This is a genomic window from Mycobacterium neumannii (assembly GCF_048452905.1).
Taxonomy (GTDB): domain Bacteria; phylum Actinomycetota; class Actinomycetes; order Mycobacteriales; family Mycobacteriaceae; genus Mycobacterium; species Mycobacterium neumannii_B.
The window spans coordinates 1606382-1620905 of record NZ_JBCGVF010000003.1 but is presented as its reverse complement, the minus strand read 5'-3'; the positions used below and the strand labels follow the sequence as shown (position 1 = coordinate 1620905).

Annotated in this window: 10 protein-coding genes and 1 pseudogene; 2 read left to right on the top strand and 9 right to left on the bottom strand. The window is 65.3% G+C overall.

Translation table 11 applies throughout. The annotated features are described in order from the left end of the window. Positions 1–5 precede the first annotated feature (5 nt). Together AAHH99_RS14310 and AAHH99_RS14305 are read left to right on the top strand one after the other, a co-directional pair. Positions 6–1922 carry a dynamin family protein gene (locus AAHH99_RS14310; RefSeq protein WP_418769191.1) on the top strand — a complete coding sequence of 639 codons (1917 nt, stop codon included), beginning with the start codon at positions 6–8 and terminating at the stop codon, positions 1920–1922. A 79-nt stretch (positions 1923–2001) separates the two neighbouring features. Further along, a complete protein-coding gene (locus AAHH99_RS14305; protein ID WP_418769190.1) occupies positions 2002–3495 on the top strand; it encodes a dynamin family protein in 1494 nt (497 codons plus the stop codon). Positions 3496–3585: 90 nt separating this feature from the next. On the opposite strand, the pseudogene AAHH99_RS14300 reads toward AAHH99_RS14305, so the two are convergent. The 9 genes and pseudogenes from AAHH99_RS14300 to AAHH99_RS14260 form a co-directional block, all read right to left on the bottom strand. Continuing rightward, positions 3586–4835 (bottom strand): annotated as a pseudogene (locus AAHH99_RS14300) (glycosyltransferase). Between the two features lie 3 nt (positions 4836–4838). Further along, positions 4839–8030 carry an adenylate/guanylate cyclase domain-containing protein gene (locus AAHH99_RS14295; protein ID WP_418769189.1) on the bottom strand — a complete coding sequence of 1064 codons (3192 nt, stop codon included), beginning with the start codon at positions 8028–8030 and terminating at the stop codon, positions 4839–4841. 121 nt (positions 8031–8151) lie between these two features. After that, complete coding sequence (locus AAHH99_RS14290; RefSeq protein WP_418769188.1) at positions 8152–8613, bottom strand: hypothetical protein; 462 nt, start codon at positions 8611–8613, stop codon at positions 8152–8154. 19 nt (positions 8614–8632) lie between these two features. Beyond that, complete coding sequence (locus AAHH99_RS14285) at positions 8633–9097, bottom strand: hypothetical protein (RefSeq protein ID WP_418769187.1); 465 nt, start codon at positions 9095–9097, stop codon at positions 8633–8635. Positions 9098–9136: 39 nt separating this feature from the next. After that, on the bottom strand, positions 9137–10069 hold the full coding sequence (locus AAHH99_RS14280; RefSeq protein ID WP_418769634.1) for an LLM class F420-dependent oxidoreductase: 933 nt from the start codon (positions 10067–10069) through the stop codon (positions 9137–9139). Between the two features lie 40 nt (positions 10070–10109). Next, positions 10110–10730: a TIGR03085 family metal-binding protein gene (locus tag AAHH99_RS14275; RefSeq protein WP_418769186.1), complete on the bottom strand. Its 621-nt coding sequence runs from the start codon at positions 10728–10730 to the stop codon at positions 10110–10112. Positions 10731–10756: 26 nt separating this feature from the next. Continuing rightward, entirely contained in the window at positions 10757–11206 is a 450-nt protein-coding gene (locus AAHH99_RS14270; RefSeq protein WP_418769185.1) for a hemerythrin domain-containing protein, read from the bottom strand. A gap of 322 nt (positions 11207–11528) precedes the next feature. Then, positions 11529–13868 carry an arylsulfatase gene (locus AAHH99_RS14265; RefSeq protein ID WP_418769184.1) on the bottom strand — a complete coding sequence of 780 codons (2340 nt, stop codon included), beginning with the start codon at positions 13866–13868 and terminating at the stop codon, positions 11529–11531. A gap of 52 nt (positions 13869–13920) precedes the next feature. Further along, on the bottom strand, positions 13921–14517 hold the full coding sequence (locus AAHH99_RS14260; RefSeq protein WP_418769183.1) for a hypothetical protein: 597 nt from the start codon (positions 14515–14517) through the stop codon (positions 13921–13923). Between the last annotated feature and the right edge of the window lie 7 nt (positions 14518–14524).

Genomic DNA, 14524 nt, shown 5'->3' with positions numbered 1-14524 from the left:
ACTTCATGACCCAAGGCAACGACGCACGACCGCCCAGACAAACAAAGGCCGGCGAGCCGGCCAAACAGACTTCGGCCGGCGAGCCGGCCAAACAAACAAGGGTCATCGTCGAGCTGATCGACCACACCAGCAGGATCGCCGACGCCAACGATCGCGCTGATCTGGTCGAGCGGTTGGCCAAGGCCAAGGACCGCATCACCGACCCGCAGATCCGGGTGGTGATCGCCGGACAGCTCAAACAAGGCAAGAGCCAGCTGTTGAACTCGCTGCTGAACGTTCCTGTCTCGCGGGTCGGTGACGACGAGAGCACGGTGCTGCCGACCGTGGTGACCTATGGCGAGACCGCCGCCGCCAAGCTGATCGTGGCGCGCGGCGAGGGTGAGGAACCCGAGGCCGTCGAGATCTCGATGGCCGACATCAAAAACGATCTGCGCCGGGCGCCGCAAGCCCACGGGCGTGAGGTGATCCGGGTCGAGGTGACCGCGGCCAGCCCGCTGCTCAAGAACGGGCTCGCGTTCGTCGACACCCCGGGCGTCGGCGGGCACGGTCAACCTCATCTGTCGGCGACGCTGGGCCTGCTGCCCGACGCCGATGCCTTGCTGATGTGCAGTGACACCAGCCAGGAGTTCACTGAGCCTGAGATGACGTTCATGCGACAGGCCTTCGAGATCTGCTCTGTCGCAACGATAGTCGCGACCAAGACCGATCTCTACCCGCATTGGCGTCAGATCGTCGAGGCCAACAAGGCGCACCTGCAACGCGCGGGTGTCAACGTCCCGATGATCCCGGCCTCCTCGCTGCTGCGCAGCCACGCGATTGCGCTCAACGACAAGGAACTCAACGAAGAGTCGAACTTCCCGGCCATCGTGAAGTTCCTCAGCGAGCAGGTGCTGGCGCTGCAGAGCGGCCGGATCCGCGATCACATCGTCTACGAGATCTATTCGGCTGCCGAACATTTGACGCTCAAGGTCGAGGCCGAGTTGTCCGCACTCAACGACCCCGACACGCGCGATCGGCTCAAGGCGGACCTCGAACGGCGCAAGCAGGAGGCCCAGGATGCGTTGCAGCAGACAGCATTGTGGCAGCAGGTGCTCAACGACGGGATAGCCGATCTGACCGCCGACGTCGACCACGACCTGCGCGGGCGGTTCCGCGTCATCGGCCAACACATCGAGAAGGTCATCGACACCTGCGACCCGACGCATCACTGGGCCGAAATCGGAGCTGAACTCGAGAACGCGGTCGCCACGGCCGTCGGCGACAACTTCGTCTGGGCGTACCAACGGGCCGAGGCGCTGGCCGCAGAGGTCGCGCGTACGTTCGTCGAGGCGGGCCTCGACGCGGTCAGCATGCCCCAGCTCGACCCCAGCCGGATGGGCGCCAGCCTCGGGGAGATGAAATCTGTGGGCAAGCTGGAGGCCAAGCCGGTCCGTGCGGGGCGCAAGCTGACCATGGGGATGCAGGGCTCCTACGGCGGCGTCCTGATGTTCGGGATGATGACGTCGTTCGCGGGTCTGGGCATGTTCAACCCGATCTCCCTGGGGGCGGGTCTGCTGATGGGGCGCACGGCGTACCGCGAGAACATGGAGAACCGGATGCTGCGGGTCCGCAACGAGGCCAAGACCAATACCCGCCGCTTCCTTGACGACACGCAGTTCGCCGTGGGCAAGGAATCGCGCGACCGGCTCAAGGCGATCCAGCGGCAGCTGCGCGACCACTACCGCGGCATCGCCAACCAAACCTCTCGATCACTCAACGAGTCGCTGCAGGCGACGATCGCCGCCGCGCAGGTGCAGGAGGCCGAACGCAGCGGCCGGATCAAGGAACTCGAGCGCCAGCTGAACATCCTCAATCAGGTCACCGAGCACGCCACCAAACTGATGCCACCCGAATCCGTGCCTGAACCCGTCGGGACCACGTAGCCGCGGCGGTGCATAAGCTGGACTCTTGGCCATCGCCGAACGCCGGAGAGCAGCCAGGAGCATTGGTGGGCAGCGCGAGATGAGCACGAGCGACCAGGTGCGCGCGATCCTGGGTGGAACCATCCAGGCGTACCAGGCCGATCCTGCTTATGCTCATCGCCCCGATGTGCACAACGAGCTCGAGCGCATCGGCGGTCGGCTCAACCAGCCGATCCGGATCGCGCTGGCCGGCACGCTCAAGGCGGGCAAGTCTACATTGGTGAATGCGCTTGTGGGCGAGGACATTGCGCCGACCGACGCCACCGAGGCCACCCGGATCGTGACGTGGTTCCGGCACGGTCCCACACCGAAGGTGACCGCGAATCATCGCGGCGGCAGGCGGTCCAACGTGCCGATCGGGCGCGATCCACACGAGGGCGGGCTGACGTTCGACTTCGCCACGCTCGACCCCGAGGACATCGTCGACCTTGATGTGGAGTGGCCGGCCGCCGAGCTGATCGACACCACGATCATCGACACTCCGGGGACGTCGTCGTTGTCCCGCGACGTCTCGGAGCGCACCCTGCGCCTGCTCGTACCCGAGGACGGGGTGCCAAGGGTCGACGCGGTCGTTTTCCTGTTGCGGACGCTGAACGCCGCCGATATCGCGCTGCTCAAGCAGATCGGCGAGCTGGTCGGCGGTTCGGCGGGCGCGTTGGGCGTGATCGGGGTGGCCTCTCGCGCCGACGAGATCGGGGCAGGACGCATCGATGCGATGCTGTCGGCCAAGGACGTCGCGACGCGGTTCACCGCCGAGATGGAGCGAACCGGAACGTGTCAGGCGGTGGTTCCGGTGTCGGGCCTGCTGGCGTTGACGGCACGGACGCTGCGGCAGAGCGAGTTCGTCGCTCTGGAGAAGTTGGCGGGGGTGGACGCCGCCGAGCTGACCAAGGCGATGCTGTCGGTGGACCGCTTCGTCCGCGACGACAGCCAGTTGCCGGTGGATGCGGCGACGCGGGCGGCCCTGCTGGACCGGTTCGGCATGTTCGGGATCCGCATTTCGATCGCGGTGCTGCGAGCCGGTGTCAGCGATTCGGTGGCGCTGGCCGACGAATTGTTGGAGCGCAGCGGACTGGTGGCGTTGCGGGAGGTCATCGATCAGCAGTTCGGGCAGCGGTCGGATCTGCTCAAGGCGCACACCGCGTTGCTGGCGCTACGGCAGTTCGTGCAGGCAAACCCGATCTACGCGACGCCCTACATACTGGCCGATATCGACCCGCTGCTCGCGGACACGCACGCGTTCGAAGAGCTCCGGTTACTGAGCCAGTTACGTTCGCGGCCAACGACCTTGAACGACGACGAGATGGCCTCGCTGCGCCGGATGATCGGCGGTTCGGGTACCGACGCGGCCAGCAGGCTCGGACTGCAGCCGGACAACCCGTACGACGGGCCGCGCGCGGCGTTCGCGGCCGCACAGCGCTGGCGCAGGCGCGCGGAGCATCCGTTGAACGACCCGTTCACCACCAGGGCGTGCCGGGCGGCGGTCCGCAGCGCAGAGGCCTTGGTGGCCGGGTACGCCGCGCGCGGACGGTGAGCGGCCAATCAGGCGAGCACCGGGCTTGAGCTCAGGTCGTCGCTTTGTCCGAAAGGTACGGATGGTGTACGCAGATCGCGAGAAACCCGCTCAACAACCGCGTGCTCGAGGGTGAATGCGGAGCACGCGCTGTTCGAACAAATCAGCGCCTCGGGCGGTGCCACCGGTGGCAGCGAATCCCGCCGCGACCCGTTTGGCGCCTTCAGCCATGGCCTGCGCCTTCAGTACTTTCGTCCGCAATCGCGGCGCTGATAATTTCTTCGCGGGCAGTCGGGTACCGCACCCGGCGACCTCGACGCGGCGCGCCACCTCGAACTGGTCACGCGCGAAAGGCACAACACACACCGGTACACCGTGGACAAGCGCCTTTTGCGTCGCACCCATCCCACCGTGGGTGATCGCGCACACCGCACGGCACAATACGGCTTCGTGCGGTATCACCCCGCACACCGTGCATTAGGCGACGGCGTCGCCTTCTCCGACGGGCCGGTCGGGACAGTGGCGACCACGTGCACCGGTTCATCGGCCAACGCAGCCACCGCCGTCGAGACGAGTCCTGCATCGGCCTGCGGTTCGGAAGAAGTCGTCACCAGGATGAGCGGTCGGTCGACCTCGGCCAGCCAGTCGGTGGTGGTATCGCAACTGGGATCCAGTGTGCAGGGTCCGATCATGTGGACCGCATCGCCCCAATCGGTCTGCGCGTATTGAAACGGCTTGCCAGAGGCGACAAACATCAGCGGTGTCCGACGCAGGTACTCATCGGTCGTCGTCACCGGTGGTAGGCCTACATCGGCACGGACGCAGTTGATCGACGGCAGCATCATCTTCTCGATCGATTTAGTGACTACGGCTTCTATCACCGAATCACGGGCCCGGCCGACGATTCCTTGCATAGGTTTGAGGCCTAACCCGAAGGGCGGCACTCCGCGGGACCGCAGAGGCGGTGTGTACGGCGAGAAGCATGCCCATGGGATTTCACCGGCCTCGGCTGCCGAGCGCGCCCCCCAACAGTTCACATCGATCAGTAGCGCATCGGGCGTGACGCCATCGATCGCGGCGGCGAGATCGGTCACTTCATGCGCGGCGCGTCGACCGAAGGCTGCGACACCGACCTGCAGGGCTCGGCGAGGATCGGTCGTGTCGCCGTCGCCGAGCGGGATGCTCTCGATGAGGGGGTCGATGGGGGCGCTGTCGAAACCCAGACGTGTTGCCATGTGGACCGCGCTGGACAGCGTGCGGAGATGGATGGTGTGGCCGCGGTGCGACAACTCGATGCAGAGTGCGCTGATCGGAATCATGTGCCCCAGCGCCGGGGATGTGTATGCCAAGATCGTGGCCATATCTCACACCATCCCGGCTTGCGTAGTCGATTCGCTCGCTAACCGGTGTGCTTCTCCCAGTCTGCCTCGTGCGTCTAACGTTTCGCACAACTCGAGGTACCGGTCCGCGAGATCCACAAAGTCAGCCGAGCGATCTTCGACCTTCGCCAGTAGGGTGCGCGACTTCATCCACCACAAATCGAGAGCAGGCGCACCGGGGCGTTCGTCGTACCACTGCGCGACGATTCGATGTGCCTCCGCGAGGTCGTCCGCTGTTCCTCGCTCGATCAGGAGCTCGACTAGAGCTTCCTTCGCGACTACGCCGAAAACCGGTGAACACCCTTTGCTTTGCGTGCGGACAACTCGGAGCTCACTGATCGCTTGGTCTAGTTTCCCGCGACCCGCGGCATCCATGGCGAGATCTCGGCCGATCGTGGTCAATCCGACTACCCCGACCCTGTACTTGTTGATGCCCGCCCGCGCTTCGCGGAGCGCATCTATTGCCTTCCTGCGGTGTTCCTCGCCCGCGCGCAGCAATACCGTGCCGTACGTCCATTGCGCGATGACGATGCCGCAGGCATCCCCGAACGCCTTCGCGCGACTGAGCGCATCATGTGTGCTACGGACCAAATGAGCTGCCTCGCAGAGGCCGAGCGTCACCATGACCGCCCAATAAACCTGCACCGCCGCATAGTTTATGGTCGGCAGCGAGCGCGCTTGTCGATACCCTTCTTCGAGATGCCATCGGCCCATCTTGGACTCACCAAGACACGCCTCGATGACCCCGCGAAGTGCTACGGCAGGGGCGACTTCAACGGCCGGCGCGTCCGGTATGAGGTTGGAGATGGCGGTGGCTGTCTGCAGGGCAGCGTCGAACTCGCAGCTTGCGAATCGGGCAAAGGCTATTGCGTTCAATATGATTCCGCGCGTTTCTGCATCGAGCTCGATACTGGCTGCTAACGCATCCAGATGCGGCAACATCGCCGCTGCATCAGAGACGCGGAAGTCGTTGACAGTCAGGGAGAACATCCGCCCGGCTGTGCCGAGAGCGAGCGACTTCAGGTCGCCCGCCGTTATCGCCAGATCACGGAACTCTTCATACCGCTTGTCAGTATCCGAGACATCGCCGACGTACAGTAGAGTCGACATCAGCATTGTCCGAGGCGCGACCCGCATTGCTATGACGTCATTGTCGTATTCGGGCAGTCGATCTGCGATGCGACGTGCGTTCTCCCATCCCATCCGTGCCGCTGCCAGATCCCGCGGCCGAAGCCATTCCGACGCTCGCATATGCCACTGATACGCGATCGAGAGATCGCCAGCCGCTTCGAGATGAGTCGCGATCAGTGCCGCATTCTCGTCGGCGGCACTTGGGTCGCGTGCTTCGATGGCGGCTGCGAGGCGACGATGCGCTCGGCAGCGGGTTGCGCTCAGCTGCGAGTCGTAGGCAACCGCGCGTACCAACGGATGGTGGAAACAATAGCGTTGCCGCGGAACGAATTCCGTCTGGTCGATCATTTCGGCAGCCACCAGCTCAGCCAAGCCCGGTGATAGCGCATCCGTGCGCAGTACCCGGAGGGTGTCGACGTCGAACCGGCCACCGATCACGGCCGCCGAATTCAGAATCGCCTTGGCGTCGGCGGACAAGCGGTCGATACGAGCCGCGAGCACGGCCTGGACGGTCGCGGGAACGGATATTTCACCGATATCCGCGATTAATCGATAGCTGCCCCGGTTTCCAGTCAGCGCCCCGCGACCGGCGAGATCGCGAACGATCTCCTCGATGAAGAAGGGATAGCCGGCCGCTGCTTCGGCGATCCGCTCGGCGACACCCACAAGCGACGGGTCAGCGCCCAGAAGCTGGCCTAGCAGCTCCAACGACTTTGAGTTCGTCAGCGGCTTCAGTGTCAGCTCGTGCTGAGAATGGCGATGTAACGCTCCTCCGAACTCGGGACGGTAGGTCGTCACGAACATCGACGTCGTCGGGGCGAGCGTGGCAGCGAAATCAGCGAGGACGGCGTCGCTGGGTTCGTCGATCCAGTGTGCGTCGTCGAGAATGAACAGGAATCCTGTCGGATGCGCCCGCACGGCCCGTCCCATCACCCCGACCAAGCGCCGGCGCCTGCCGTCGACGCCGACATCTACCGTGGGAGCATCAGAGTCGGCGATACCCAAGGTATCGAACAGGATCTGTGCATCGGTCGAGTCGGGCTCCAGGCCCGCGCAGGCCGCCAGCGTGTGCTGACGCGCGGCGTCGTCGCTTTGCGTCTCGACACCGAACATGGCGCGCAGCAACCGCGCCACTGCACGGAACGCGAGCTGTGTGGTGTGTGCTTCGCAACGAGCTACTACCACTCGGGCGCCTTCGTTGGCCGCTGCCGCGCCGAATTCCCGGATGAGCCGGCTTTTCCCGAGGCCGGGGCCACCGACTATCCCGACAAGTGATCCACGTCGCGCCGCGAACAGGTTCCGTAGTTGATCCAGCTCCGTGTCCCGCCCAAGCATCAGTCCTTCGTTGCGGCCCAATACAGCCTGGTCGGATTCGACGCCGAGAAGTTCTCGCGCCGACGCAAACCTGTCGCTGCCTTTGACCGCGATGTCACGAAGCGGGCCGAGCCGCACTGCGTCTTCAACGAGCTGGGCCGTCGACAACGAACACAGCACGGTGTCCGGCGCAGCGGCTGCCTCCATTCGTTGAGCCATTCCGACGGGACGACCGATTGCCGTGTAACTGCCTGGGCCCGAACCGACTTCACCTGCGATGACATCACCGGAATTCAGGCCGACACGCAGACGCAGTGCGACGCCGTCCCGGTTTCGCACTTCCGTCGCGAGCTCTCGGGCTGCCGACTGGATCTCAAGCGCTGCGATGCAGGCCCGCAGTGCGTGATCTTCGAGAGCCCTTGGAGCGCCGAACAATGCCATCAAGCCGTCGCCGGTGAACTTGTCGACGGTTCCCTGGTAGCGCTGCACCACCGCCCCAGCGCGGTTGAACAGCTCATGCATGATCTCTTGCAGGCGCTCGGCATCGAGCCGCGCCGCGAGTTGCATCGAGGCGACAACGTCGGCAAACAGCACCGTTACTTGCTTGCGTTCACCGACGGGCTGCTGCGGGGCAGCCCGAGCTCCGCAGGCGTCGCAGAAGCGCGCTCCGGCGCGGAGGTCATGGCCACACGACCCACACCGATCGGCGATCTCACTGGACGGACTGGCCATCCCCCGATATCTCCTGCGCCGTCAATTTCCGAAGCGATCATCGCAAATCTCTCGGCGAAGCGGCGGATAACCGAGAAGTCGGCGCAGCGGCAGCTTGACCCGGCCCTTTGCGCGGCACCGACTATGGAGCCGGCGTCTCCGTCACCGTCTCGGTCACCGTTTCCGTCTCGGTTTCGGTGGTGATGATCGTCGTCGTCGGCGGCGGAGTGGTCGTCGTGGTGGTCGTTGTGGTGGTCGGCTCCGTGGTGGTGGGCGCCACCGGTGGCGCGGTGATGGTCTCGGTCACGGTCTGGGGAGAGGCTGTCGTGGTGGCGGGTGCGGTGGTCCGCGCCGTCGTCGTCAGCGGCGTCAGCGACGCGGGTTCGGTAGTGGAGTCATTACCGCTGATCAGACTGGCCAGGCCCCACACGATCAGGGCGACGAGCAGGGCACCGATCGCGCCGAACGCGACCAGCGCAGCGGGCTTGCGGTACCAGGGCACCGGCTCCTCGGGCGGCACGCCGGGGCCGCCGTCGCCGTAATTGATGTACGCCGTCGGTTCGTTGTCCGGATGGTTCGGGTCGGGAGGTCCGTATCGCGCCACGGCCACCGATAGTAGGCGCTCAGGGGTACGGATAGAGCGTGCGCGTCACATTCGTCCGGGGTCGGCGCGTCGTGCGGGTCGTGGTCTCCGTGTCGTCCTCGTCAGCCTCGCTGGTGGGCGGCCGCTCGCTGCTTGTCGTCGTCTCACTGCTCGAGGTCGTCTCGCTGCCGGAAGTCGTCGTTTCCGAGGGCGGCGGGTCGTTGATCTCCGTCGTCTCGGGAGGGCTGGTGCTGGTGACCGTTCCGGTAGTCGCGGTGGTGGCCGTCTGGGTCTCGGTCGGGGTGAACGTCGGCTCCACGTAGTTCAGCGGGGCCTGCGGCGGCGCGCTGGACCGGCCGGCAACGAAGGAGACCGCCAACACCAGGAGCCCGATCGCGACCAGGCCGAGCAGGCTCGCGCCGACGACTTCCGGCGTGCGGTTGTACCAGGGCTGCTGCGGCGGGTCTTCACCGCGGTCGTGGTCGTTGCTGTTGCCGCCGGGCACGGCCACTGATCGTAGGGCCGCGGGCCCGCGTGTGCCCGCTCAGCGAAACTGCGGAAGCACCTCGCGGGCGACGAACTCCAGGTGGGCGAGGTCTGACATATCGAGAACCTGCAGGTATACCCGTTGCACGCCGGCCTGGAGGAAAGGTCCCAGCTTGTCGGCGATCTCGGTTGCCGTTCCGACCGTCGGGGAGTTGCTCCGCAATTCGTCGACCTCGCGGCCGATCGCGGCCGCCCTGCGGGCGATCTCGCCGTCGTCGCGGCCGGCGCACAGCACGAACGCCGCGGAGTACGTCATCGAATCGGCGGAACGCCTGGCATCGGAAACGGCCGCAGCGACGCGCTCGAACTGGGTCTTGACCGTGTCCAGTCCTACGAACGGGACATTGAATTCGGTGGCGTATTTCGCCGCGAGCGCCGGCGTCCGCTTGGCGCCCTGGCCGCCGATGATCACCGGCGGGTGCGGTGACTGCGCGGGTTTGGGCAGGCCGGGAGAGTCGACGACGGTGTAGTGCCGGCCGGAGTAGCCGAACGTCTCACCCTGGGGCGTCGTCCACAGACCGGTGATGATCTCGAGCTGTTCGGTGAGCCGGTCGAATCGTTCGCCAAGCGACGGGAACGGGATCGCGTACGCCTGGTGTTCGGCCTCGAACCAGCCCGCGCCGAGGCCGAATTCCACTCGGCCCCCGCTCATCTCGTCGACCTGGGCGACCGATATCGCCAGTGGGCCCGGATATCGGAAGGTCGCGGAGGTCACCATCGTTCCCAGGCGGATCTTGGAGGTCTCGCGCGCGATACCCGCCAGCGTGACCCAGGAGTCGGTCGGGCCCGGCAGGCCGTCACCGCTCATCGCCAGGTAGTGATCGGATCGGAAGAACGCGGAGAATCCCAGATCTTCGGCGGCTCGCGCGACGGCGAGCTGGTCGGCGTACGACCCGCCCTGCTGCGGTTCGACGAAAACCCGGAAATCCACCGATGCGCTCACAGACGCTAGCTTAGATACGACCGACGGATCACAGGCCGCGACGGTTTTGGCGCACCGCCTCGACGGTCGCCGGGTCGCCGTCGAAGTCCAAGCGCACTTCGTCGCGACCGGAGATGAAAAGCAGCAGTTCCTGCGCTTCGCCGACGATGGTCAGTGGTTGATCCTTTCCGACCGTGGCCAGCACCTTGCCCTGCGGTGTCTTCAGCGTCATCCGCGCCGGCGCCTTTGCCAGCGTCATCTTCGCCATCAGCGGCAGCGAACGCGTCAGGGCGTTGACTGTGCTGTCGTCCAGAGGCCTTGGCTCCCAACCGGATTGCGCGCGCCGGACGTCTTCGTGATGGATGTACATCTCGCCCATGTTGGCCACCGGGTCGAGTAGTTTGAACGGCGAGTACAGCGGCGGGCCGGAGGCGACCTTGTCGAGCAGTTCCTCCCAGTCGGTCTGCGCGGTCTGCCGTTGCACTTTGTCGGTGTATGCGGCCAGCGCGGGGAGCATGATCCCCGGGGTGGCGTCGAGCCTGCGCTCGCGTACCACCAGGTGCGCGGCGAGGTCCCGGGTGGTCCAGCCCCCACACAGGGTGGGGGCGTCGGGTCCGACCTCGCGCATGGTCTCGACGAGGGCGGCGCGTTCCCGTTGTGCTGCGGTCATTCCTCCACCTTAGGGACCGGCGTTCGTCACACGCCCCACTTGACCATCTCCTGGCCGGGATGGGCCTCGTGCCACGCCGCGATCGCGGCGTCCCAGTCGTCGCCGTCCAATTCGGTGATCGACGCCGGGAAGATCCCGTCCTCTTCCTTGCGAGTGTGCTCCCAGAGGTCCTCGACGGCGTCGCAGATGGCTTGCTGATCGGCTTCGCGGGTCAGGTCCACGGAGGCGAGAAGGATGGCGAGTTCACGGTGCTCGCGAATGAGGGGCTCGATGTGCTCGGCGAACAGCTCCTCGCGCAAGAGGGCCTCGAACAGGCCGTTCTCCTCGCCACGCCAGTGGGTGCTCAGCTCCTCGGCCAGCTGCGCCAGAAGTTGTCGCGCTGTGTCGAGGTCGCCGCGGTCGATGCGCCGGACGGCCTCGCCGCCCAGGTTGAGGACGTGGGCGTGCTCGGCGATGTACTCCCGGATCAAGGGCATGTCGCGGCACCCGCAGTACTGACACATCCCTCGCGACGCTACGCCGTGGCAATGTTGCTGTCCGAACAGGAATCGGAAGCGGGGCATGAGCGTGGCCTGGTTGATGTGCGAAGTTCCCTGAGCGAGACTTCGCCCGAAGCCCGCAGGGGTCTGCTGGCCAACGCAGCAGGTGAGGCCGAGACCTACCGAAGCTGGGTGCGCCGATACCGCTCATCAGCTGAGCGGGCGGAGTTCAGCGGCCACATCGCCGCAGCGGAGTCCATGGGGCAGGTGATAGCTGACGTCCGGTACACAGACTGCCGTGCGACCGATCCGCCGATTCTCAGGTGTAGACGACATGGACGCGGTCGATACGCCCCTCGAACGGGAACGGCGCACGCTCGCGGTAGTCCAGCGAGACCGGTGAACCCAGGCAGGTGCCGATGTCGAGGCAGTCGTTGGCGGTGAACAACAGCGGAGCGCTCACTGGAACCTGTCCTGTCGCAACGGTTTCACCTCCGACGAACAGAGTGATGTCCAGTGGCCCGGCGGGTCGCTGTTCGGCGTAGCGGGTCTGCACCGAGATCGTCGTGTGCCCCGGCGGAATCTTCGCGCGCGACCGAATCTTCGTGCGCTGCAGGATGAAGAGGTTGTACTCGTAGCAGAGGTACCCGTCGTCGAGGTAGCAGGTCAGCCCTCCGGCCGCCGCCCCGAGTGCATACAGCACGCCGTTGGCGTCGGCGGGCAGGTGGGCGTCGATTGTGAGGACATTGTTCTTGTTGCCCAGCGCGGGGGCGCAGAACTCCGGCATGCGCACCATGTCTCCGGAGAACACCCATTCCCGGTAGGGCGGAGCGATCCGTAACTCGGGGTGATAGACGGGCACCCACAATCCGCCGCCGATCGGGAGCACCGAATTGCGCGCAGCCTCGATGGCAAACATCTCGCGCATCTGGGTCAGCTTCTCGGGCTGTTGTTGCGCCAGATCTTCGGCCTGCGACCAGTCCTCGTCGAGGTGATAGAGCTCCCAGGCGTCGGCATCGGGTGTCCAGGTGGCGATGCCCTCGGGCTGTCCGGGCACCCACGGGAGCCGCGGCCCGCGGGCAGACGCCAGCCACCCGTCGTGATAGATGGCGCGGCTGCCCATGATCTCGAAGTACTGGGTCTTCTTGCCGCCAGCGGCGTCACGATCGGTCAGGGTGGCGGCGAAACTGGCACCGGCCAGCGGGATCTGAGGTTCACCGTTGACCACTCGCGGCGCAGTGATGCCGACGATGTCGTAGATGGTGGGAACGATGTCGTTGCAGTGCAGGAACACATCACGTGGTGTGGAATCCGCGGCGACCTTGGCCGGCCACTTGACCGCCATCGGGTTGCGGGTGCCACCGAGATGAGAGGCGAGCAGTTTCATCCCCTTGTACGGCGTGCTGCCTGCCCACGCCCACGCGGCGTGGTACTGGTTGTCGACCAGCGGCGAACCCAGCACGTCCAGACCGCCGAGCTCGTCGAGGGCATCGATGTGCTGGCGCACCGAAGTAGGAATGCCATTCTGCGCCAACAGTTCCGCGATCGTGCCGTTTTGCCCCTCACCCGACGAGCCGTTGTCACCCCAGATGTAGAGGAATAGCGTGTTCTCGCCGTATCCCAGACGGTCCAACTCATCGGCGATCCGGCCGACTTGCACGTCGACGTGCTCGGCATAGCCGGCGGCCACCTCCATGAGACGACGCTGGAAGGGCTTCTCGTCCTCGGGGATGCTGTCCCAGGAGGCCAACGCATCGTCGCGCTCGGTGAGTTGGCAGTCGGGCGGGATCCAGCCCTTCTCTTTAGCCCGCTCGAACACCCGCTCGCGGTAGGCATCCCAACCGTCGTCGAACTTGCCGGCGTACGTGTCGGCCCATTCCTTCATGATGTGGTGCGGCCCGTGCAGACACCCGCTGGCCCAGTACATGAAGAATGGCTTGTCGGCATTGAACGCCTTGTGCCGGCGCAACCACGAGATGGCGTCGTCGGCAAGATCCTCCGAAAGGTGATATCCCTCTTCCGGCGTCCGGGATGGTATGACGACGGTGGTGTTGCGCACCAGATGCGGCTCGTACTGTGACGCCTCCCCGGCCAAGAAGCCGTAGAAGTACTCGAAACCCAGACCGGTCGGCCAATTTTCGAACGGACCGGCCGCAGTGGTCTCCTCGGCGGGGGTATTGTGCCACTTGCCGAAGGCCGACGTGGCGTAGCCGTATTGCTTGAGTACTTCGGCGACCGTGGCGCTGCTACGCGGAATCTTGCCGGCGTATCCGTCCCAGTCGTTGGCGAGCTCAGCAATCTGGCCGTTGCCGATCTCGTGATGGTTGCGCCCGGTCAGCAGCGCCGCCCGCGTCGGGGAGCACATCGCGGTGGTGTGGAAGCGGTTGTAGGACACTCCGTCCGCGCAGATTCGGTCCATGGTGTCGGTGTGGACCTCACCGCCGAACGTCGTCGGCAAACCCGGCCCGGCGTCGTCGATGAGGACGATGACGATGTTGGGTGCGTCGTCGTGCAGTCGCCGTGGCACCGCCCGCTGGGCGTAGGTGGATTCCTGCAGTGTGCGGCCGGCGATACTGGCCGACGGGACGGGCGCGAACGGCAACACTCCGCCGTCCGGCAACTTCGGAGCCACCACGTCGGTGCCTTTTCCCTCGGCCATTTCATTCCTTTCGCCGGTCTCACTGTGTCAGCCTAGGCAATCAGTGGCGCGGTCACCCGAGAAATGGATTGTGTTCGGGGAGAGGCTTGATCAGTGGATCGAGCAGCTTGGCGGACTGCTCGACCGTGAGCACGTCGACCGGGTCGAGCTGAATGAAATCGCGAGCCGTTTCGTCGTACTCCCAGACATCTTCACCGACCAATAGGCCGTTGTCGTAGGGCCAGATCATGTGCTCGGCCGTCTTCACCAGGTACGTGGCGGTGGGGTCGACCGGCACACCCTCGGCGGCCAGGATGGCACCGGACGTCTGCTGGTAGATGAACGACGTCGACACGATCATGTCGTCGCTGATTGCCAGCTTCTCGTCGTCGGCGTAGAAGATGCACTGCGCCGTGTGCGCCCACTCCCGGTAGAGCGATTTCACCGCCTCGGCGCCCTCGACGGTGAGAGTCTTGCCGAGCATGTTGAAGTGGTAGACGGGCTTTTCGACCGTCATGTCCGGGGCGAAGATCTCCTCATAGCGGCCGGCCATCTCCAGATAGCGGTGCCGGTTGTAGGCGTGCAGCAGGTACAGATGGCGGGGGTTGTCCGTGGTCTCGATCAAACGCTCCACGGCCCGGTTGGTCTGGGTGATGTCGAATCTGCTCATGGTGGTT

What these genes read in the sequence shown, in the direction of transcription:
- AAHH99_RS14305 (WP_418769190.1), top strand. Translation starts at nt 2,002, where the DNA reads ATGAGCACGAGCGACCAGGTGCGCGCGATCCTGGGTGGAACCATCCAG.
- AAHH99_RS14310 (WP_418769191.1), top strand. Translation starts at nt 6, where the DNA reads ATGACCCAAGGCAACGACGCACGACCGCCCAGACAAACAAAGGCCGGC.
- AAHH99_RS14265 (WP_418769184.1), bottom strand. Translation starts at nt 13,868, where the DNA reads ATGGCCGAGGGAAAAGGCACCGACGTGGTGGCTCCGAAGTTGCCGGAC.
- AAHH99_RS14270 (WP_418769185.1), bottom strand. Translation starts at nt 11,206, where the DNA reads ATGCCCTTGATCCGGGAGTACATCGCCGAGCACGCCCACGTCCTCAAC.
- AAHH99_RS14260 (WP_418769183.1), bottom strand. Translation starts at nt 14,517, where the DNA reads ATGAGCAGATTCGACATCACCCAGACCAACCGGGCCGTGGAGCGTTTG.
- AAHH99_RS14295 (WP_418769189.1), bottom strand. Translation starts at nt 8,030, where the DNA reads ATGGCCAGTCCGTCCAGTGAGATCGCCGATCGGTGTGGGTCGTGTGGC.
- AAHH99_RS14275 (WP_418769186.1), bottom strand. Translation starts at nt 10,730, where the DNA reads ATGACCGCAGCACAACGGGAACGCGCCGCCCTCGTCGAGACCATGCGC.